Below are 20,236 nucleotides of genomic sequence, written 5' to 3'. Positions count from 1 at the left end.
CCGTCAGGGCACTTCGCCCGGCAGCAGCACCCGCTCGACCCGATAGCCGGCGTCGCGCAGCATCTCGACCATGCCCAGTTCGCCCGGCAGATGCGCGGCCCCCACCGCCAGCACCGCACCGCCGCTGTCCAGCAGCGGCCGTGCCGCCAGCACGAAGAACCCGTTGCGCTCGACCAGGATGTAGTCTTCGGTCACCCGCAGCACCCGCGCCGCCTCTGCCGGCCCCAGCACCGCGGCCAGCCAGTCGGCCGCCCAAAGGTCCAGTTCGGCCAGCCGGCCCTGCAGATACAGCGCGAAAGCGGTTGCCCGGGCGTCCGGCAGGGCACCCTCCGGGCCCAGGTAGGCCGCATAGAGGATGACCGCCGCCCGCGCCTGCGCGGCGCGCAAGGGGTCGTTCAACTGGCGGCCCAGGTCCTCGGGCTCTTGCAGGCCGGTCACCTCGATGCCGGCCAGCGCGGCCTGCTGCGCGATCAGATAGTCCTGCCCCGGCAACACGCCGGCCAGGTAATCGCCGCAAGGATCGGTCAGCAAGAGCGACAGCAGTCCCGCATCCGACATCTGCGGCAGATAGCCGGCATCCCAGCCGATGTCGGACATCCGCCGGCCGATCCAGTCCAGCACCTCTGGCGGAATCTCCGACCGGTCCTGCGGCGGCGCCCAGTCAGGCTGCCACATCCAGTCCACCGCATAGGCCTCGCGGGCATCGTCGCGGCTGTCGGGGGTCGGATCGAATTCCAGTGCCACGACCCGGGCTTCGGCCAACACCGCGCGAAAGGCCGCCGGCAGGTCCAGCAGCGCCGGGTGCGGTGTGTGGTAGGTGCCCCAAAGGTGCGACACTGCCCCCTCGGCCGAGGTGATCTTCCACAGCCGCCCCACGCCGTTCGGCACCTTGGCCGCCTCAGCCGCAAGCCGCGCCTCCAGGTCGGGGGGATAGGCCTGGGCGCGCACCTCGGCCCGCTCGACCCGGCAGGTCTCGGGCGTGAACCAGTCCTGCGCCCCCGCCGGACCGCCACACAGCGCCAGACCTGTCAGCGCCGCCCGCATCCACATCGCCATCGACACCCCCCCTGCACCCGGAAAATGCACCCCGGAAATGCACCCTGAAAACGAAAAGGCCCCGCGCCAGTCGCACGGGGCCTTGGTCATGTCATCCTGCGCGCCGAGGTCACATCCGGGACGCGACCGCCTCCCAGTTCACCAGCTTGTCCAGGAAGTTGGTCAGATAAGCCGGGCGCTTGTTGCGGAAATCGATGTAGTAGCTGTGCTCCCAGACGTCGCAGCCCAGCAGCGCGGTCTGACCAAAGCAGACCGGGTTCACCCCGTTCTCGGTCTTGGTGACCTTCAGACTGCCATCCTTGTCCTTCACCAGCCAGGCCCAGCCGCTGCCGAACTGGCCGGCGCCGGCGGCGGCAAAGTCCTCCTTGAACTTGGCCACGCTGCCAAAGGCCTCGGTCAGCGCCTTCTCCAGCGCGCCGGGCATCTTCTTGGCCTCGCCCGGCCCCATCACTTCCCAGAACAGGTTGTGGTTCCAGTGTTGGCTGGCGTTGTTGAAGATGCCGTTCTGCGCCACCGCGCCGGCCTGGTAGGTGCCGCGGATGATCTCTTCCAGCGACAGCTTTTCCCAGTCGGTGCCGGCGATCAGCTTGTTGCCGTTGTCGACATAGGCCTTGTGGTGCAGGTCGTGGTGGTATTCCAGCGTTTCCTTCGACATGCCCAGGGGGGCAAGCGCATCGTGCGCATAGGGAAGGTCGGGCAGCGTGAAGGCCATAGCTGAATCTCCTGTTCGCGTTTTCGCTTGCCCTGAATAAGGGGGCTGGGGCCGCGAAGGTCAAGCCCGGCCGCAAGGAAGACCTAGCCGTTGCGCCGTTCGCACTGGCCGCGGGCCAAGTAGCTATTGGTGTAGCCCAGCAGCTTGGCCGACAGCGTCGCGCTCAGGTCGGCCTTCATCACCGTCAGCCGGTAGTTGACGGTGACCGGCTGGTTGGTCGAGCTTTTCGACTTCCGCCGCAGGGTGAAGGTGGTGCGCTTGGCGTTGTCGGTTTCCACCTTCACCTCGTAAGGCCCGCCTTCGGGGCCCTCGATCGACGGATCGCGCGCCTGCGCGGTCGTCTCGCCCGCGGTGTGAGACAGGATCACCGTCGCGGGCAGCCAGCCCATGTGGGCGCCCGACACCTCGAACCTGCAGTCGTAGGTGGTGCCGGTCTGGGCGGCGGCCGGCAGGGCCGCGGCAAGGCCAACGACAAGACCCGCAACGGACAGGCGCAGGGCTTTGGCAGGATTGATCATTACGGCACTCTCAAGGACGGAACCCGGGCAGAGTATTTCTGCGGCAAGGCACGCCGTCAAGCCTGGGCCTCGCCAAGGCGGGCGGCGGGACAGAAGGTTAAGACTTCGTGAATTCGCGACCGCAAGTCATTGGAATCGCTCAGGCTGCAGCATGTCCCATCATGGGACACCCGCGTCAGCCCAGCTCCGACCCCGGCTGCGCCGAATGGCTCAGCAGGCCCATCACATAGCCCGCAACCGAGCGGAAGACGACCAGGGTATACCCGCCCTCGTCGGCCCAGAAGGCCCCCGCGACCTGGGCCACCCGGGTCCGCCGCAACTCGCCCGGCGCCATCCGGTCCAGGTCCGCCGGGGTCAGCTTGCGCAGGACCTGGTCGGCCTTGTCACCCTCGATGCGGAACACCGCCCGGGCGTCGCTGACGTCGGCGGCCAGGACATGCTGCCCCTTCAGCCCCGCCTCCAGCGCGGCAAGGGCAGCTGGAACCTCGCCATAGGGCAGGACCAGCAGGTATTCGTCCGGGCTCATCCAGCCGCAGCCCCGATCCCCGGCCCAGTCCATCCGCCGTGCCGCCGGCAAGCCCGTGCCCACTGCCGCCTTGACCGCCGCCGCCAGCGCCTCGATCTCGGGCCTGGCCCGCAGCGCGATCATCCCCCAGGGCCCGACCTCGCGCACCGTCGCGAACCCCTCGAACGTGGCGCCCCCCAGGGCGGAAACCGGCTCAGACATTCTGCTTCTCCCCGTCCGCATCCAGGAATACCGGGTTCACCACCCGCGCCGCCACCGTGCTGCCGTCGATCCGGTTGAACTCGACCACCTCGCCCATCCGCTGCGGCCCGTGTTTCAGCAGGCCCATCGCGATCCCCCGGCCCAGCGTCGGCGAGAAATAGGTCGAGGTGACCCGCCCCTGCACGTTCCGCTGCCCATTGGCATTGACCCCCTGGTCGATGACATAGGCCCCGTCCGGGATCACCGAGCCGTCCAGCGTCTCGAACCCGACCAGCTTCCAGCGGTCGGGGCTGGCCAGATAGGTCCGCTCCTGCCCGCGCTTGCCCAGGTAGTCGGCCTTCTTCTTCGAGATCGCCCAGTCCAGCCCCAGATCCTGCGGGATAACGGTGCCGTCGGTCTCGTCCCCGATCATGACAAAGCCCTTCTCGGCCCGCATCACATGCATCGCCTCGGTGCCATAGGGCATCATGCCGACCTCGGACCCGGCCTCGGCCAGCTTCTCCCACAACGCGAGGCCATGGCTGGCGGGAACCGCGATCTCATAGGAAAGCTCGCCCGAGAAGCTGATCCGGTAGACCCGCACCGGCAACCCGGCCAGCGTCCCCTCGACGAAGGTCATGTAGGGCAAAGCCTCCTTCGAGACATCGAGGCCACCCAGCCTTTCCATCAGCAGCCGCGCCTTGGGGCCGGCCACGGCGATCTGGGCGAATTGCTCGGTGACGTTGGCGGTATACACCTTCCAGTCCCACCATTCGCACTGCAGCCAGTCCTCCATCCAGCCGTGGATGCGGTCCGCCCCGCCCGATGTGGTGTGGCACAGCCAGGTGTCCTCGTTGAGCCGCACCACCACGCCGTCGTCGGACAGGAAGCCCTGCTCGTTGCACATCAGCCCGTAGCGGCATTTGCCCACCGGCAGGGTGCTCATCATGTTGGTGTAGAGCATGTCGAGGAACCGGCCCGCGTCCGTCCCCTTGACGATCAGCTTGCCCAGGGTCGAGGCATCCAGCAGGCCCACGTTGGCCCGGGTGTTCAGGATTTCGCGGTGCACCGCCTGCTCATGCGTCTCGCCGGGGCGCGGATAGCAATAGGGGCGGCGCCAGAGACCGACCGGTTCCAGGTAGGCGCGGTGCTGTTCGTGCCAGGCGTGCATCGGGGTGCGACGCAGCGGCTGGAAGATCTCGCCTCTCGCCTCGCCGGCCAGGGCACCGATCATGACCGGCGTGTAGGGCGGGCGGAAGGTGGTGGTGCCGACCGCCGAAATCTCTTCATTCAAAACTTCAGCAAGAATTGCCAGTCCATTGATATTGCTTAGTTTGCCCTGATCCGTCGCCATCCCGAGCGTGGTATAGCGCTTGGTGTGTTCGACCGATTCATAGCCTTCGCGTGCCGCCAGTTGCACATCGCTGACCTTGACGTCGTTCTGGAAGTCCAGCCACATCTTCGCCCGCAGGCTGGCCTTGGCAACCTGCGGCATGGTCCAGACCGGCTTGAGTGGCATTTCCTCAGGGGCCTCGGCAACGGCCAAAGCCTGGGACGTTCCGTTCAGGCCCAATAGTCTGCATGCCAATGCCGCTGCCTTGGCGGCGTCGGCCAGCACCTCTGGCGCGGTCAGCGCACCGTTGGCCGCGCCGGCGGCGACGACCAGGGCCGCGCCGTCGTGGCCAAGCGGAGGAAGAGATGCATCGGGACGGAACATGGCGCGAACCTGGTCCCAGGTCAGCTTGCCGCCGCAGTGGCTCCACAGGTGCACCACCGGGGACCAGCCGCCAGACATGGCGACCACGTCGCAGCCGATCTCTTCCAGCACCGAACCCTCGCCGACCATCAGCCCGATGGCGACGCCGGTCACCCGCTTGCCGCCCTTGACCTTGACCACGGCCTTGCCGGCTTCCACCCGAATGCCCAAGGCGCGCGCGCGCTGCGGCAGCGCACCGGTCACCTGGCTGCGGGCGTCGATCACCGCCGGCACCTCAAGCCCCGCCTCCTTCAGCGCGATGGCGGTGCGGTAGGCGTCGTCGTTGTTGGTCACCACCACCGTGCGGTCGCCGGGCAGCACCCCGAAGTTCACCAGATAGTCGCGCACTGCCGCGGCCAGCATCACCCCGGGAACATCGTTGCCGGCAAAGGCAAGCGGTCGTTCCAGCGCGCCTGTCGCCGACAGGATACGGGTGGCCCGAATGCGCCAGAGTCGCTTTTTCGGACGGCCATCCCGGGGCGTATGGTCGGCCACACGCTCTTCGGCCAGCACATAGCCGTGGTCATAGACCCCGGCCACCATGCAGCGACTGCGCAGCGCGACATTCTCCATCTTGCCAAGAGCTTCCAGTGCAGAATTCACCCATTCCGCCGCGGGCTTTCCGTCGATCGAATCGCCATCCACCGGGGCACGGCCGCCCCAGATGACGTTCTGTTCCAGCAGGATCACCCGCGCCCCGGCCGCGCCGGCGATCAGCGCCGCCTGCAGGCCCGCCACGCCGCCCCCGGCGACCAGCAGGTCGCAATGCGCATAGGCATATTCGTAGCGGTCGGCGTCGCGATCCTTGGGCGCCTTGCCCAGGCCGGCCGAGCGGCGGATGATCGGCTCGAAGACATGCTTCCAGGCCGGGCGCGGGTTCATGAAGGTCTTGTAGTAAAAGCCCGCCGGCAGAAACCGCGCGGCCAGGGCGTTCACCGCACCGATGTCGAACTCCAGGCTGGGCCAGTGGTTCTGCGAGGCCGCGACCAGCCCCGCGAACAGTTCGGTCGTGGTGGTGCGCTGGTTCGGCTCGAACCGGCCGCCCTCGCCCAGCCCGACCAGAGCATTCGGCTCTTCCGCGCCCGCTGCGACGATGCCGCGCGGACGATGGTACTTGAAGCTGCGACCGACCAGCATCTGGTCATTGGCCAGCAGCGCAGAGGCCAGCGTGTCGCCCTTGAAGCCGCGCAGACGCTTGCCGTTGAAGGTGAATTCGATTGCGGCAGTCCGGTCGATCAGCCGCCCGCCCGAAGAAAGCCGCGCGCTCATTTCCAGCCCTTCCAGTTCGGCCGCTTGGCCTTGATCTTCTTCACCAGCTCCGGTGGCGGTTCCGGGCATTGCGCCGGGTAGGTGCCAAACACCTCGAGCGTGGCGGTGCAGCGCGCAGCCAGGAACCACTTGCCGCAGCCGTAGGCATGCCGCCAGCGTTCGAAATGCACGCCCTTGGGGTTTTTTCGGGCGAACATGTAGGCCTCGAATTCCTCGGGCGCCGAGCCCGGCCCGAAGCGCTTGAGGTGCGCCTCACCGCCCGGGGTCAGTTCCGTCTCTTCGGCCTTCACGCCGCAGTAGGGGCATTCAAGCAGCAGCATTTGTGCGTTCCCGTTTCCATCCCGCGCCCGAGTTTTCGTCGAAAACTCGAACTCGAACACCACGATTTTTCGACGAAAAATCGGAGTCCCGCATCAATGCGCCACCCCGGCCGCCACCGATTCGTCGATGAACCGGCCTTCCTTGAAGCGCCACATGCTGAACTCGGCCGCCAGCGGGCCCGGTTCGCCCCTGGCCATCAGTTCGGCCATCGCCCAGCCGCTGCCCGGAATGGCCTTGAACCCGCCGGTGCCCCAGCCACAGTTGATGAAGCAGTTGCCCACCGGCGTTTTCGAGATGATGGGCGAGCGGTCTCCGGTCATGTCGACGATCCCCCCCCATTGCCGCAGCATCTTGAGGCGGCTGATCATCGGAAAGGTCTCGACCAGGGCGCGCAGGGTTTCCTCGATGTGGTGGAACGACCCGCGCTGGGTAAAGTTGTTGAACCCGTCGGTGCCGCCGCCGATCACCATCTCGCCCTTGTCGGATTGCGACATGTAGCCGTGCACGGTGTTGGCCATCACCACCACATCCATGCAGGGCTTGATCGGTTCGCTGACAAGAGCCTGCAGGGCGACCGCTTCGATCGGCAGGCGGAAGCCCGCCATGTCGGCCAGCTGGCCGGAATGGCCGGCGACGACCATGCCCAGCTTCTTGCACGCGATGTATCCCTTCGTCGTCTCGACGCCAGCGACCGCGCCGTTTTCCGACCGCACGCCCTTCACTTCACAGGTCTGGATGATGTCCATGCCCATGGCCGAGCAGGCCCGGGCATAGCCCCAGGCCACCGCGTCATGCCGGGCGGTGCCGCCGCGCGCCTGATAGAGCGCCCCCAGCACCGGATAGCGCGGGCCGTCGATGTTGATGATCGGAACCAGCTCCTTCACCCGCTGCGGGCTGATCCATTCCGTTGCCACGCCCTGCAGCAGGTTCGCATGAACCGTGCGCAGGTAGCCCCGCACCTCATGATGCGTTTGCGCCAGCATCAAGAGGCCGCGCGGGCTGAACATGACGTTGTAGTTCAGGTCCTGGCTGAGGCCCTCGTACAGCTGCAGCGCCTTGTCGTAGATCGCGGCCGAGGGGTCCTGCAGGTAGTTCGAGCGGATGATGGTGGTGTTGCGGCCGGTGTTGCCGCCGCCCAGCCAGCCCTTCTCGATCACCGCGACATTGGTGATCCCATGGTTCTTGCCCAGGTAATAGGCCGTGGCCAGGCCATGCCCGCCGGCGCCGACGATGACGACGTCGTAGGCGGCCTTCGGTTCGGGGCTTTTCCAGGCCCGTTCCCACCCGGTGTGGTGGCGTAGCGCCTCGCGGGCAATGGCAAAGACCGAATAGCGCTGCATGCAAGGGTTCTCCGCATCGAGCCTTGGGACGAGCCGTCCTGACCCGTCTTGGAACGCAGGCGCGTTATACCCCCGTCCTGAGGCGGCACAATCGGGAAAAATGCGACATCGAGGTCGACGAGTGCCAGTTGCGGCACCCGGATCGGCGCACCAATCGGGCACTGCGTGGAATGGGGCCTTTTGTCGTCGCGGCCAAAGCACTACATCGGGCGGGCGAGGCCAGAGCGGGATTGGGCGCGACGATGCAAGACTTGGAGTTCTGGGCGAGCGCGGGTGCGCTGACGCTGGGTGTGGCGATCTTGCTGCTGGTCAGCCTGTGGCGCGGCCGCACCACAGCCGCGCCGGCGGCCCTGCAGGACATCCAGGTCTATCGCGACCAGTTGACCGAGGTCGACCGCGACCTTGCCCGGGGAACGCTGGGCGAAACCGAAGCGCAGCGGCTGCGGACCGAGATCGCGCGCCGACTTCTGGCGGCCGACAAGACCTTGACCACCGACAAACCGGCCGCATCCGCCGGCTCGGGCAAGACGTCGCTGGTCGTCTCGACCGTTCTGCTGGTTGCCGCCGGCCTGGCAGCGCTGGCGGTCTATCGCCAGACCGGGACCCCCTGGTATCGCGACATGCCGCTTGAGCGTCGCCTGGCCGAACTGGATGCGAACCTTGCGTCCCGTCCGTCGCAGGCGGACTATCTTGCTTCGGCGGGCCGTCCCATCGACACCGCGGCGGCGGCGAAGATCGCGGCGGACCTGGCAGCCGAATCAGACCCTGCCGCCCTGAAGGCGGCCTCCGAGACCCATTATGCGGCCGGCGACTTCCGCGCGGCGGCCCTGGCAATGCAGCGCTACATCGAGGTCATGGGCGACCAGGCGACTTCGTATGACCACGTCAGCCTGGCCGTTGCCCTGGTGGCCGAAGCCGACGGCTACATCTCGCCCGAGACCGAGGCCGCGTTGCGCGCGGCGCTGAAGCTGGACATGGGCAACGAAGTGGCGCTGTTCCTGGTTGGTGACCTGTTCATGCAGGGCCGACGCTTCGACCGGGCCTTCGAGTTCTGGCGGCCCATCGCCGAATTCGGCAACCCGGAGGCGCCCTGGGTGATGGCCGCGCGCGAAAGGATCGAAACCGTCGCGGAACTGGCCGGCATCCGCTATCGCCTGCCGGACGGCGCTGCCGCCCAGGACCCGGCCGGTCCTGACATGGCGGCTGTGGCCGGGATGAGCCCCGAAGAGCAGCAGGCGATGGTCGAGGGCATGGTTGCCCAGCTGTCCGAGCGTCTGGCCAGCGAAGGCGGCACGGCGGCGGAATGGGCCCGGCTGATCACCTCGCTTGGCGTCCTGGGGCGCGTCGAAGAGGCCCAGGCGATCTATGACGAGGCGAAAGAGCGGTTTGCCGGTCGCACGGAGGATCTGGCCACGCTGACCGAGGCCGCCGGGGTAGCCGGCGTGACGCCGTGATCTGCGCCGACCTCGCGGCTTACGCCGCAACGCTTCCCGGCAGCGGCGCCCTGGCTGGCCTGGACCTGGGCGAAAAGACCATCGGCGTGGCGCTGTCCGATCTGCGCCGGTCGGTCGCGACGCCCGCAACGGTGATCCGCCGGGTCAAGTTCACCGCCGATGCCGAGGCGCTGCTGGCGCTGCTGGCCGCGCGCGGGGTCTGCGGCATCGTGCTGGGCCTGCCCTTGAACATGGATGGCAGCGAGGGGCCGCGCGCGCAATCGACCCGCGCCTTCGCCCGCAACCTGGAGCGGATGACCGACCGGCCGATGGCGTTCTGGGACGAGCGGCTTTCGACAGTTGCGGCCGAACGAGCGCTGTTGGAGGCGGATGCGTCGCGAAAGCGTCGCAAAGAGGTGATCGATGCGGTGGCGGCCGGCTATATCCTGCAAGGCGCGCTGGATCGTCTGGCGCGGATCGGGCAAGAGCGGGGCGGATCGTGAAGGATGACGTCTGGGCACGCGACGAAATCCAGTCGCCCTGCGTGAAGCTCTGCGTCGTGCATCCCGAAGCACGGCTCTGCGTCGGCTGCTACCGCACGATCGAGGAAATCTCGGTCTGGTCGCGGCTGTCGCACGAGGCGCGCGCCGCTTTGATGGCCGAACTGCCCGGCCGCGCCGACCGCCTGCAGAAACGCCGCGGTGGCCGCAACGGACGGCTGGACCGGTCCGACGGATGATCTGATGGCGCGCCCGCGGGCGGGCGCAGGCCTTCTGCCGCGTCGTCGCCTTGCAGGCTCCTCCTCAGGCGGGGGCTCCGCCCCCGTCTTCGCGTGCCGCGAAGACCCCCCCGGGGTATTTGCGCCAAGATGAAGTCCATGCCGTTGCATCCTGGCTTGAATGCCCCCCGCGCGGAGCGCATCGCCCGGCAGGTTGGTGCGCCCGGGTCAGGGCCGCGCGAGCCAGTCCTGAACCGATGGCAGGCAAGGCCGGAAGTAGGCGATGATGCGACCGGGTGCAGGGGCCGTGGCGTCCGGCTCCCAGGGTGCAACGCCATGGATCGTCAGGCGGTGCAGCAGGATCGCCTCGCCCGGAAGGGCCGGCAGCTCGACTCGCCGGCAGCGACGGAACACCTCGGCGCGCGCGGCCTTGTAGGCGTCGGTCAGGTCGACACCGCCCCACAGGTCCGGGTCGTGCCCGGCCAGGGTTGCCTGCAAGGCAGCGCGCAAGATTGCAGGGCTGCCCTCCCAGACCACCAGGGGCGAGGCCGCTGCCCCGCATTCGTTCAGCGGCAGCCCCAGTACCCAGGCATGCGGTTCCTTGATCTGCCGCTGGCGGTCGGGACCTGTGGGCAGCGGGCCGTCAAGATGCGCCGCATCGCGACGCAGGCGAAAGCCGAAGGCGGCCTCGTCCTCGCCCGCCCAGGGGCGCGGATAGCCGGGCCGGACAGTGGAAAGCTGTGCCCGGTGCAGCGGAACGGGCGTCAGCGGCAGGCTGGCCCAGGGAAACGGCGCATCCCCCATACGCCCGTCCGGTCCGTTCGGCAGCGCGTCCACGCCGACGAACCAGGTTTCGCCGCATCGCCAGGGCTCGGGGCTGGCAGCGATGGCCGCTTCGGCCACTGGCAGGGCGGCCGCGGCCCAGGCGGCGATCGCGGGGTCGGGGCCGATCCGCAGCCAGCCGCTTTCAACGGTCACCAGATCACCTTGCGCAGCATGTTCAGCGCCACAAGCGTCAGGAACACCGCAAAGGCGCTTTTCAGGGGCTTGGGGTTCATCTCATGTGCCAGCCGCACACCCCAGGGCGTGGTCAACAGCGTGGTGCCGATGACCACCAGGAAGGCCGGCAGGTTCACCGCCCCCAGCGTCCAGGGCGGGGCCTGCGCGACATTCACCACCAGAAAGCCCAGCACCGCCGGCACCGCGATCAGCACGCCGAAGCCCGAGGCGGTGGCGACCGCACGGTGGATCGGCATGCCGAACAGCGTCATCAGCGGCACCCCGAAGGTGCCGCCGCCAATGCCCATCAGCGCCGAGAAGAACCCCACCGCCGACGCCAGCGCCCCGCGCAGCGGTTGCCCCGGCATCGCATCGCCAAGCCGCGCAGTGTCGCGGCCGAAGGCCATCCACAGGCCCGCCAGCCCGGCCAGCGCGCCGAACACCACTTGCAGCGCCGCCGAAGGCACCCGGGCAGCGACAAACACGCCCAGAGCAGAGGCCCCCACCAGCCAGGGCGCCCAGCTCCGCAGCACCTCCCAGTCGACCGCCCCCTTGCGGTGATGCGACGAGACAGAGCGGATCGAGGTCACCACGATGGTGGCCAGCGAGGTCGCAACGCAGACCTGCATGACCTGGCCGCCGCCATATCCCAGTGCACCAAAGGCGTAGAAGAAGGCCGGCACCAGCACGATGCCGCCCCCGACGCCCAAGAGCCCACCGATCACCCCGGCAAAACCGCCGATCACGATCAGGGCAATCAGCAGCGGGATCAGTGTCGAAAGCTCGGGCAGCGGCATTGGCCTTGGTCCTTTGGCGGCAAGCGTCTTCCCCGTCTATCCCCTTGCACAGGTCGGGCGCCAGCCGGGAAACGACGCCGATCAGGCGGCCCGCGCCGCCCCCGCCACACGGTCAAGCGCGGCGAGCAGCACCTCCGGTCCTGCCCCTTCGCGCGCGCCCTCGACCGAGAGCACCTGCCGCCAGGCCTTGGCCCCGGGCTGGCCGTGAAACAGGCCCAGCATGTGACGGGTGACCTGGTGCAGCCGCCCGCCACCGGCCAGATGTGCCTGAACATAGGGCAGCATGGCCCGAACCACCGCGTCCGGGGCGGGGGCGAAGGGGTCGCCCCACAGCGCATCGGCTCCGATCAGCACCCGGCCCGGATCGTGATAGGCGGCCCGGCCGATCATCACGCCGTCCAGGCCGCGGGCCAGCAGGTCGCGCGCCTGGTCCAGGGTGGTGACCCCGCCGTTGAGGCAGATCGTCAGCTCGGGAAACCGCGTCTTCATGCGCAGGACAAGGCCGTAGTCCAGCGGCGGAATATCGCGGTTCTGCTTCGGCGACAGGCCCTGCAGCCAGGCCTTGCGGGCGTGGATCACGAAGTGGCGTACCCCAGCTTCGGCCACCGTCTCAAGAAACCGCGGCAGCACCGCCTCGGGGTCCTGATCGTCCACCCCGATCCGGCATTTCACCGTCACCGGCACCGGGCTTTCGGCCGCCATCGCCGCCACGCATGCGGCCACCAGACCGGGGCGTTCCATCAGCACCGCCCCGAAGCAGCCCGACTGCACCCGGTCCGAGGGGCAGCCGCAGTTCAGGTTCACCTCGTCATGGCCCCAGTCCCGGGCCAGCCGCACGGCGGCCGCCAGTTCGGCCGGATCAGAGCCGCCCAGTTGCAGCGCCACCGGATGTTCCCTGGCACTGAAGTCCAGCAGGCGGGCCACCGGGCCATGAACGATGGCCGCCGAGGTCACCATCTCGGTATACAGCATCGCCCGCCGCGTCATCAGCCGGTGAAAGAACCGGCATTGGCGGTCGGTCCAGTCCATCATCGGCGCGACGGAGAGGCGGTGCGGTTGCTCTGTCGTCATTCCCTGATCCGCAAGCGGGTCCGGGCGATGACCTGTCGTCCGCGCCCGGCTGTCCCGATTCAGCGCAGTGATACCGCAGGTTCCGGATCGCCACCACCGCGAAGCCAGGCCGCCGCAGGTATGGCCGCAGGTTAACCGGACGGAGCCCTGTCCCAGGCGGGCCGGCGCTTGCCGAAGAAGGCGGCGATGCCTTCGGCGGCCTCAGGCGCCTCCCAGGCATCGGCCAGGGCCGTGATGCTGGCTTCGACAGCGGCCTCGGTGGTGCCGCCCTGGCCGAGTTGCCGGGCCAGCCGCTTGGCGGCGGCCACGGCACCGGGAGCGGTGGCAAGGTAGGGCGAGGCTTCCTCGATGGCCGCCTGGGCCAGGTCGGCCGTGGCAACGATCCGGGCGACGAGGCCCAGGTCGCGGGCCTCGGCCGCGCCGAACAGGCGGGCGGAAAAGAACACGCGGCGCGCGCGGCCCTCGCCCATTCGGGCTATGACGTAGGGCCCGATGGTGGCCGGGATCAGGCCAAGGCGGGTTTCGGTCAGGCCGAACCGGGCGTCTTCGGCGGCGACGACGGTGTCGCAGACCGCAGCCAGGCCGACGCCGCCGCCATAGGCCCCGCCCTGGACAGCGCCGATCAGCGGCTGAGGCAACTCGTTCAGGGCCTTGAGCATGTCGGCCAGTTTCCGGGCCTCGCTCATGCGGGTGGCACGGTCGGCGGCAATCTGGGCGCGCATCCAGTCAAGGTCGCCGCCGGCGCAAAACACGTCGCCAGCGCCGGACAGGATCACCGCCCGCCAGTCACGGCGCGGCGCGGCGGCAGCCGCAAAGGCGGTCAGGTCGGCGATCATCTGTGCCGAGAGGGCGTTGCGCTTGTCGGGGCGGTTGAGGGCGAGATGCACGATGCCGCTGGCGTCGGCCGTGACGGAAAGGGTCTCGTAGGTCATGACGGTCCTCTCAGTCCGCGGGCGAAGGCGGCGGCTTCGGCCAGCCGGTCGCGGTCCAGCCCGGTGTCCAGGCCCCGGGCGGCCAGGTGGGCGGCAACCGCTTCGGTCGCCACGTTGCCGGCCGCGCCGGGGGCATAGGGGCAGCCGCCCAGCCCGCCGACCGAGGCATCGAACACCCGCAGCCCGGCGTCGAGCGCCACGTCGATATTGCGCAACGCCAGGCCGCCGGTGTCATGGAAATGCCCGGCCAGCCGGTCGGCGGGCACCGCCTGGATGACCTCGGCCAGCAGGACGCGCACCCGGTCCGGCTGGCCGCGGCCCAGCGTCTCGCCCAGCGAGATTTCGTGGCACCCCAGCGCGAAAAGATCGGCGGCCACGCGGGCAACGGCAAGCGGGGCGACGGGGCCGTCGAAGGGGCAGTCGGTGACCACCGACACATAGCCGCGCAATGGCAGGCCATCGGCGGCGGCGGCCTCGGCGACAGGGCGGAACCGGTCCAGGCTTTCGGCGATGGAGGCGTTCAGGTTGGCGCGCGAGAACCCTTCCGAGGCGGCGGCGAAGATCGCCACCTCGTCGGCCCCGGCGGTTCGGGCGGCCCGATATCCCTGAAGGTTGGGCGTCAGTACGGCATAGCGCAGGCCGGCGCGGCGCGGGATGCCGGCCATGACCTCGGCCGCGTCGGCCATCTGCGGCACCCATTTCGGGCTGACGAAGCTGGTGGCCTCGATCCGGGCAAAGCCGCAATCGGCCAGCATCCGGATCAGCGCGATCTTGTCGGCGGCCGGGATCAGCCGCTTTTCGTTCTGCAACCCGTCGCGCGGGCCGACCTCGTAGATCTCGACCCGATCAGTCATTCGGCATCTCGTAGAAATCCCGGGAGTAAAGGCTGTCGCCGTCCTGCGTCAGGGCGCGGGCATAGGCCGGGCGGGCGCGCATCCGGTCCCGGTAGGCGGCGAGGGCCGGGTAGGCATCGGCGCGGACGAAGCGGAACAGGGCGTCCAGGTTGAAGCCGAAGGCACAGTCGGCGGCGGAGAATTCGGAGAGGATCGTCTCTCGGCCCGTCAGATGGGCCTCCAGCGCCTGCATGGTCAGGGCCAGGCGCTTCGTCTCCAGCCGGATGAGGGCAGGAGAACGGGCCTCGGGCGGGCGCAGGAAGATGTGCTGGATGTTCAGCGCCTGCACGATGTTGGCCTGCGTCTCGGCAAACGCCAGCCATTGCAGGAAGGCCGCGCGGTCGGCGGCCCCCGGTTGCGGGGCCAGCCGGCGCTCGCGCTCGGTCAGCAGTTGCAGGATGGCGGTGGATTCGAAGATCGTCTCGCCGTCCAGATCCAGGGCTGGAACCCGGCCGGCGGGAGACAGTGCGCGAAACTCGGGCGTGCGCAAAGAGCCGTCGGTCAGCGACCACGGGCGCACCTCATAAGGCAGGCCCAGTTCCTCGAGCAGCCACAGCACCCGGAACGACCGCGATCCGGGAACGTGGTGCAGGCGGATCATGCCTCTTCCTCCAGCCGGATCAGAGGTGCCCCGGCTTCGATCTGAGCCCCGGGGGTGCAAAGAACCTCGGCCACCACGCCGTGGCGGGCGGCGCGCAGGCAATGCTCCATCTTCATCGCCTCCAGCACGCAGAGCGCATCGCCCGCCTTGACGGCCTGACCGGGGGAAACCTCGACCGAACGGACAAGGCCCGGCATCGGGGCCAGGGTCACACCCGAAGCAGCGCCGGCAGAGGCGTCGCGGGCCAGCGGGTCGTGCAGTCGGAAGCTGGCAGCGCGGCCGGGGGCGAAGACATGAATTCCCTCGGCTTCGACCACCGTCAGGGCGAGGCCAAGGTCCCAGCCGCCGGCCGTGCGGCGGGCGGTCAGGGTCTCGCCATGGGTTTCGATCAGGGCGGTGTCGGGGGGGACAAGGGTGACGCGGCCTTCAAGGCCCTCCAACGCCACCCGATGGGTCAGCGGCACCCAAAGGGAGAAACCCGCAAGCCGGTCTTCGGGCAGGCGCGCGGCCCATAGCAGGGCAGCCGCCGCCATCGCGCGGTCGGTGGCGTCGGGCGCGCGCGGGGCGGTCAGGGCAGCCAGATCGCGCTCGATCAGGCCGGTGTCCACCTGTCCGGCGGCAAAGCCGGGATGGCGCGACAGGGCGCCCAGGAAGGCAAGGTTGGTCACCGTGCCCGCCACCTGCGTGTCGTCCAGCGCGCGGGACAGCCGGGAAAGCGCGATGTCGCGGGTGGGTCCTTGGGTGATGATCTTGGCGATCATCGGGTCATACCAGGGGCTGATGCCGTCGCCGCTGCGCACCCCGGTGTCGGCGCGGGCGCCAGGCGGGAAGGCCAGATGCGCCAGCCGGCCGGTCGCGGGCAGAAAGCCCGCCGGCACATCCTCGGCATAGAGGCGGGCCTCGAAGGCGTGGCCGTTGATCGACAGTTGGTCCTGTCGCAGCGGCAGGGGTTCGCCGGCGGCGACGCGCAGTTGCCATTCCACCAGGTCGATGCCAGTGATCGCCTCGGTGACCGGGTGTTCGACCTGCAGGCGGGTGTTCATCTCCATGAACCAGAAGCGGTCCTCGCGCAGGCCATCGCTGCCGTCGACGATGAACTCGACGGTGCCGGCGCCGCGGTAGCCGATGGCCTCGGCGGCGCGCACCGCGGCTGCGCCCATGGCGGCGCGCATCTCGGGCGTCATGCCCGGCGCGGGAGCCTCTTCGATGACCTTCTGGTGGCGGCGTTGCAGGGAACAGTCGCGCTCGAACAGGTGGACGGCGTCCTGCCCGTCACCGAAGACCTGCACCTCGATGTGGCGGGGGGCGAGGATGTATTTCTCGATCAGCACGGCGTCGTTGCCGAAGGCGCCGGCGGCCTCGGCGCGCGCGGATTTCAGGGCGGCTGCGAAGTCCTCGGGCCGGTCCACCCGCCGCATCCCCTTGCCGCCACCGCCAGCGACGGCCTTGATCAGAACCGGATAGCCGATGGCATCGGCGGCGCCGGCCAGATGCTCGGGGTCCTGGTTGCTGCCATGATAGCCGGGAACGACCGGCACACCCGCCTCGGCCATCAACCGCTTGGCAGCGTCCTTCAGGCCCATGGCGCGGATGGCGGCGGCGGAGGGGCCGATGAACACCAGCCCGGCAGCTTCGACCGCCTCGACGAAATCGGGGTTCTCGGACAGAAAGCCGTAGCCGGGGTGAATCGCCTCGGCGCCGGTCGCCAGTGCGGCGGCGATGATCGCGTCACCGCGCAGGTAGCTGTCGGCGGGCCGCGGGCCGCCGATCGGCACCGCGGCATCGGCCATCGCCACATGCCGCGCACCCGCGTCGGCGTCGGAATGGACGGCGACACAGGCAATGCCCATCCGGCGGGCCGTCGCGATGACCCGGCAGGCGATCTCGCCCCGGTTGGCGATCAGGATCTTGCGGAACATCCCCTAGCCTCCAAAATCCTCGACCATCTCGAACCGCTCGCAGATCATTTCCACGCCGGGATCGAAGGCGCCCATGCGGGCGAAGTAGCGGGCATAGCCGCGCTGCCAGTCCTGCAGATCGGCGAATTCTCGCTGCGGCGGCACGCGCGCGGCATCCATGTCGGCATAGCGCAGGCGCTCGACCGCCGTGGTGCGGGTGGCAAGTGCCGGGCGGCCCTGCCAGTCCAGCGCGATGTCGGTGCGGCCAACCTCGGGCGCGGGTTCGGCCTTCGAGAACTCGGCAAGCGCGGCGCAGGTGGCGGTTTTCCTGCCCGCCCGCATGAGGGCCAGGATCTCGGCGTTCAGTGCGGCACTGTCGCCGGGGCGGTCGGTCGCGGCGCCGGGGTGGCGGGCCAGGGCATCGTCCAGGGTCATGGCATCACATCCGGAACACGCCGAAGCGGGTTTCCCCGATGGGCGCGTTCAGGCTGGCCGACAGCGACAGCGCCAGCACCTCGCGCGTCTTCCTGGGATCGACGATGCCGTCGTCCCACAGCCGGGCACTGGCATAAAGCGGGTGCGACTGGCGGTCGAACATCTCCAGCGTCGGACGTTTGAACTCGGCCTCTTCCTCAGGGCTCCACACCCCCCCTGCCCGCTCGATCCCGTCGCGCTTGACCGTCGCCAGCACCCCGGCGGCCTGCTCTCCGCCCATCACCGAGATGCGCGAATTCGGCCAACTCCAGAGGAACCGGGGGCTGTAGGACCGCCCCGCCATGCCATAATTCCCTGCGCCGAAGGACCCACCGACCAGCATCGTGATCTTCGGCACGGCGGTGGTGGCGACCGCGGTCACCATCTTGGCGCCATGCCGGGCGATGCCCTCGTTTTCATATTTCCGGCCGACCATGAAGCCAGTGATGTTCTGCAGGAACACCAGCGGAATGCCGCGCTGACTGCACAGCTCGATGAAATGCGCGCCTTTCTGCGCGCTTTCCGAAAACAGCACGCCGTTGTTGGCCACAATCCCCACCGGCCAGCCCATCACATGGGCAAAGCCGGTCACCAAGGTCTCGCCGAACCGGGCCTTGAATTCGTCGAAGCGGCTGCCGTCCACCACGCGGGCGATCACCTCGCGGATGTCATAGGGCGTGCGCAGGTCGGCCGGCACCACGTCGAGCAGTTCGTCCGGGTCATGGGCCGGCGCTTCAGGCGACTGGCGCGGGGCGGGGTTCACCCCGCCTCCCCCCAGACTCCCCACCGCCCGCCGCGCCAGCGCCAGCGCATGCGCATCGTCCTCGGCCAGATAGTCCGCCACGCCGGACAGCCGGGTATGGACTTCGCCGCCGCCCAGATCCTCGGCGGTGACAACCTCGCCGGTCGCCGCCTTCACCAGCGGCGGACCGGCCAGGAAGATCGTCCCCTGCTCGCGCACGATGATCGAGACATCGGACATCGCCGGCACATAGGCCCCGCCGGCGGTGCAAGACCCCATGACGACGGCGATCTGGGCGATGCCCGCAGCACTCATCTGCGCCTGGTTGTAGAAGATGCGGCCGAAGTGGTCGCGGTCGGGGAAAACCTCGTCCTGGTTGGGCAGGTTGGCGCCGCCGCTGTCCACCAGATAGACGCAAGGCAGGCGGCACTCGGCCGCAATCTCCTGCGCGCGGAGGTGCTTTTTCACCGTCATCGGGTAATAGGTGCCGCCCTTCACGGTGGCGTCGTTGGCCAGCACCATGACCTCACGCCCCATCACCCGGCCGATGCCGGCAATCAGCCCCGCACAGGGTGCCGCGCCGTGATACATGCCATGCGCCGCCGTGGCGCCGATCTCAAGGAAGGCGGACCCCGGGTCCAACAGCCCCGCCACCCGCTCGCGCGGCAACAGCTTGCCGCGCGCCGCATGCCGCGCCCGCGCCTGCTCACCGCCGCCCGCCGCGGCATGCTCGGCCGCCGTGCGCACCTGATCCAGCAGCGCCAGATGCGCCGCCCGATTGACCCGGGCGGCTTCGGTTCCCGCAATGTGCCGCGATGCCAGTTTCATGCGCCCATCGCCGCCATGAGTTCGCGCCCGATCAGCATGCGCCTGATCTCGCTGGTGCCCGCGCCGATCTCCATCAGCTTGGCGTCGCGGAACAGCCGGCTGACCACCGAATCCGCCAGGAACCCCGCCCCGCCCAAAGCCTGCACCGCCTGGTGCGCCTGCACCATCGCCTGTTCGCTGGCGTAAAGCACCGCACCGGCGGCATCGGCCCGGGTGACCTGGCCGCGGTCGCAGGCGCGCGCCACCTCATAAACATAGGCCCGCGCGGTGTTCATCGCCACATACATGTCGGCGATCTTGCCTTGCATCAGCTGGAAGTTCCCCACCGGCTGACCGAACTGCTGGCGGGTGGCGACATAGGGCATCACCTCGTCCAGGCAGGCCGCCATGATGCCCAGCCCGATCCCGGCCAGCACCACGCGCTCATAGTCGAGCCCCGACATCAGCACCCGCACGCCCTTGCCCTCAAGGCCCAGCACGTTTTCGAACGGCACCTCGACGTTGTCGAACACCAGTTCGGCCGTGTTCGAGCCGCGCATCCCCAGCTTGTCGAAATGCGGGCTGGTCGAGAAGCCCTTCATCGTCCGCTCGACGATGAAGGCGGTGATGCCCTTCGCCCCCGCGTCGGGGTCGGTCTTGGCATAGACCACCAGCGTGTCGGCATCGGGGCCGTTGGTGATCCAGTACTTGTTGCCCTTCAGCACATAGAAACCGTCGCGCCGCTCGGCCCGCAACTTCATCGACACCACGTCCGACCCCGCGCCGGGCTCCGACATCGCCAGCGCGCCCACCGCCCGGCCCGCCATCAGCGGCGGCAGATACTTCTGCTTCTGCGCCTCGGTGCCGTTCAGCTTGATCTGGTTGACGCACAGGTTGGAATGCGCGCCGTAGGACAGGCTGACGCTGGCCGAGGCCCGCGCCAGTTCCTCGACCACCACGGTATGCGCCAGATAGCTCATTCCGGCGCCGCCGTATTGCTCGGGCACGGTGATGCCCAGCAGGCCCAGGTCGCCCATCTCGGCCCAAAGCTCGTTCGGAAAGACGTTGCTGCGGTCCACCTCGGCGGCCATCGGCTTCACCCGCTCCTGCGCCCATTTGTGGACCATGTCACGAAGCGCGGCGACGTCCTCGCCCAGGTCGAAGTTCAGCGTGGCGTGGAACATCTCGTCACC

General features: G+C 68.9%; 20 protein-coding genes. 3 read left to right on the top strand and 17 right to left on the bottom strand.

The genetic code is table 11. The features are described 5' to 3' along the window. Window positions 1-3: 3 nt before the first annotated feature. From LHP98_RS02290 to LHP98_RS02260, 7 genes are all read right to left on the bottom strand, one after another. A complete protein-coding gene (locus LHP98_RS02290) occupies window positions 4-1,056 on the bottom strand; it encodes a TraB/GumN family protein (RefSeq protein WP_227250872.1) in 1,053 nt (350 codons plus the stop codon). A gap of 109 nt (window positions 1,057-1,165) precedes the next feature. Next, complete coding sequence (locus tag LHP98_RS02285) at window positions 1,166-1,768, bottom strand: superoxide dismutase (RefSeq protein WP_227250871.1); 603 nt, start codon at window positions 1,766-1,768, stop codon at window positions 1,166-1,168. Between the two features lie 83 nt (window positions 1,769-1,851). After that, window positions 1,852-2,286: a hypothetical protein gene (locus LHP98_RS02280; RefSeq protein WP_227250870.1), complete on the bottom strand. Its 435-nt coding sequence runs from the start codon at window positions 2,284-2,286 to the stop codon at window positions 1,852-1,854. A 175-nt stretch (window positions 2,287-2,461) separates the two neighbouring features. After that, a complete protein-coding gene (locus tag LHP98_RS02275) occupies window positions 2,462-3,013 on the bottom strand; it encodes a sarcosine oxidase subunit gamma (RefSeq protein ID WP_227250869.1) in 552 nt (183 codons plus the stop codon). Next, a complete protein-coding gene (locus tag LHP98_RS02270) occupies window positions 3,006-6,017 on the bottom strand; it encodes a sarcosine oxidase subunit alpha family protein (protein ID WP_227250868.1) in 3,012 nt (1,003 codons plus the stop codon). Before LHP98_RS02270 ends, LHP98_RS02275 begins: the two co-directional genes overlap by 8 nt. After that, entirely contained in the window at window positions 6,014-6,337 is a 324-nt protein-coding gene (locus LHP98_RS02265; protein ID WP_227250867.1) for a sarcosine oxidase subunit delta, read from the bottom strand. Before LHP98_RS02265 ends, LHP98_RS02270 begins: the two co-directional genes overlap by 4 nt. A 93-nt stretch (window positions 6,338-6,430) precedes the next feature. Further along, a complete protein-coding gene (locus tag LHP98_RS02260) occupies window positions 6,431-7,678 on the bottom strand; it encodes a sarcosine oxidase subunit beta family protein (protein WP_227250866.1) in 1,248 nt (415 codons plus the stop codon). A 242-nt stretch (window positions 7,679-7,920) separates the two neighbouring features. Between LHP98_RS02260 and ccmI the strand changes: the two genes are divergently transcribed. Genes ccmI through LHP98_RS02245 form a run of 3 tightly spaced genes read left to right on the top strand, consistent with a single transcriptional unit; the run spans window position 7,921 to window position 9,850 of the window. After that, entirely contained in the window at window positions 7,921-9,132 is a 1,212-nt protein-coding gene (gene ccmI, locus LHP98_RS02255; protein WP_227250865.1) for a c-type cytochrome biogenesis protein CcmI, read from the top strand. Further along, window positions 9,129-9,614: a Holliday junction resolvase RuvX gene (ruvX, locus tag LHP98_RS02250; RefSeq protein WP_227250864.1), complete on the top strand. Its 486-nt coding sequence runs from the start codon at window positions 9,129-9,131 to the stop codon at window positions 9,612-9,614. Before ccmI ends, ruvX begins: the two co-directional genes overlap by 4 nt. Beyond that, window positions 9,611-9,850, top strand: coding sequence for a DUF1289 domain-containing protein (locus tag LHP98_RS02245; protein WP_227250863.1), 240 nt, complete (start codon window positions 9,611-9,613; stop codon window positions 9,848-9,850). Before ruvX ends, LHP98_RS02245 begins: the two co-directional genes overlap by 4 nt. Window positions 9,851-10,057: 207 nt before the next feature. Here LHP98_RS02245 and LHP98_RS02240 read toward each other — a convergent pair whose 3' ends face one another. The 10 genes from LHP98_RS02240 to LHP98_RS02195 all read right to left on the bottom strand — a co-directional run bounded on the left by LHP98_RS02240 (window position 10,058) and on the right by LHP98_RS02195 (window position 20,227). Next, a complete protein-coding gene (locus LHP98_RS02240) occupies window positions 10,058-10,807 on the bottom strand; it encodes a hypothetical protein (RefSeq protein ID WP_319638905.1) in 750 nt (249 codons plus the stop codon). After that, window positions 10,804-11,619 (bottom strand): sulfite exporter TauE/SafE family protein, encoded by an 816-nt coding sequence (locus LHP98_RS02235; RefSeq protein WP_227251533.1) that lies wholly within the window; start codon window positions 11,617-11,619, stop codon window positions 10,804-10,806. The genes LHP98_RS02240 and LHP98_RS02235 overlap by 4 nt, the downstream gene beginning before the upstream one ends. Window positions 11,620-11,706: 87 nt before the next feature. After that, the gene (gene dusA, locus LHP98_RS02230; RefSeq protein WP_227250862.1) at window positions 11,707-12,696 is read right to left on the bottom strand and encodes a tRNA dihydrouridine(20/20a) synthase DusA; all 990 of its coding nucleotides are present in this window, start codon (window positions 12,694-12,696) and stop codon (window positions 11,707-11,709) included. 131 nt (window positions 12,697-12,827) lie between these two features. Further along, complete coding sequence (locus LHP98_RS02225) at window positions 12,828-13,628, bottom strand: crotonase/enoyl-CoA hydratase family protein (protein ID WP_227250861.1); 801 nt, start codon at window positions 13,626-13,628, stop codon at window positions 12,828-12,830. Then, on the bottom strand, window positions 13,625-14,482 hold the full coding sequence (locus LHP98_RS02220) for a hydroxymethylglutaryl-CoA lyase (RefSeq protein ID WP_227250860.1): 858 nt from the start codon (window positions 14,480-14,482) through the stop codon (window positions 13,625-13,627). The genes LHP98_RS02225 and LHP98_RS02220 overlap by 4 nt, the downstream gene beginning before the upstream one ends. After that, a complete protein-coding gene (locus LHP98_RS02215; protein WP_227250859.1) occupies window positions 14,475-15,122 on the bottom strand; it encodes a glutathione S-transferase family protein in 648 nt (215 codons plus the stop codon). Before LHP98_RS02215 ends, LHP98_RS02220 begins: the two co-directional genes overlap by 8 nt. Further along, complete coding sequence (locus tag LHP98_RS02210) at window positions 15,119-17,041, bottom strand: acetyl/propionyl/methylcrotonyl-CoA carboxylase subunit alpha (protein ID WP_227250858.1); 1,923 nt, start codon at window positions 17,039-17,041, stop codon at window positions 15,119-15,121. The genes LHP98_RS02215 and LHP98_RS02210 overlap by 4 nt, the downstream gene beginning before the upstream one ends. Window positions 17,042-17,044: 3 nt before the next feature. Next, window positions 17,045-17,455, bottom strand: coding sequence for an ASCH domain-containing protein (locus tag LHP98_RS02205; protein ID WP_227250857.1), 411 nt, complete (start codon window positions 17,453-17,455; stop codon window positions 17,045-17,047). 4 nt (window positions 17,456-17,459) lie between these two features. Then, a complete protein-coding gene (locus tag LHP98_RS02200) occupies window positions 17,460-19,064 on the bottom strand; it encodes a carboxyl transferase domain-containing protein (RefSeq protein WP_227250856.1) in 1,605 nt (534 codons plus the stop codon). After that, window positions 19,061-20,227 carry an acyl-CoA dehydrogenase family protein gene (locus LHP98_RS02195; RefSeq protein ID WP_227250855.1) on the bottom strand — a complete coding sequence of 389 codons (1,167 nt, stop codon included), beginning with the start codon at window positions 20,225-20,227 and terminating at the stop codon, window positions 19,061-19,063. The genes LHP98_RS02200 and LHP98_RS02195 overlap by 4 nt, the downstream gene beginning before the upstream one ends. Between the last annotated feature and the right edge of the window lie 9 nt (window positions 20,228-20,236).

The sequence above is a fragment of the Rhodobacter sp. Har01 genome (genome assembly GCF_020564565.1).
Taxonomy (GTDB): Bacteria; Pseudomonadota; Alphaproteobacteria; order Rhodobacterales; family Rhodobacteraceae; genus Pseudogemmobacter.
The sequence above is the reverse complement of the archived record's forward strand: the minus strand, read 5'-3'. Positions and strand labels throughout refer to the sequence as shown.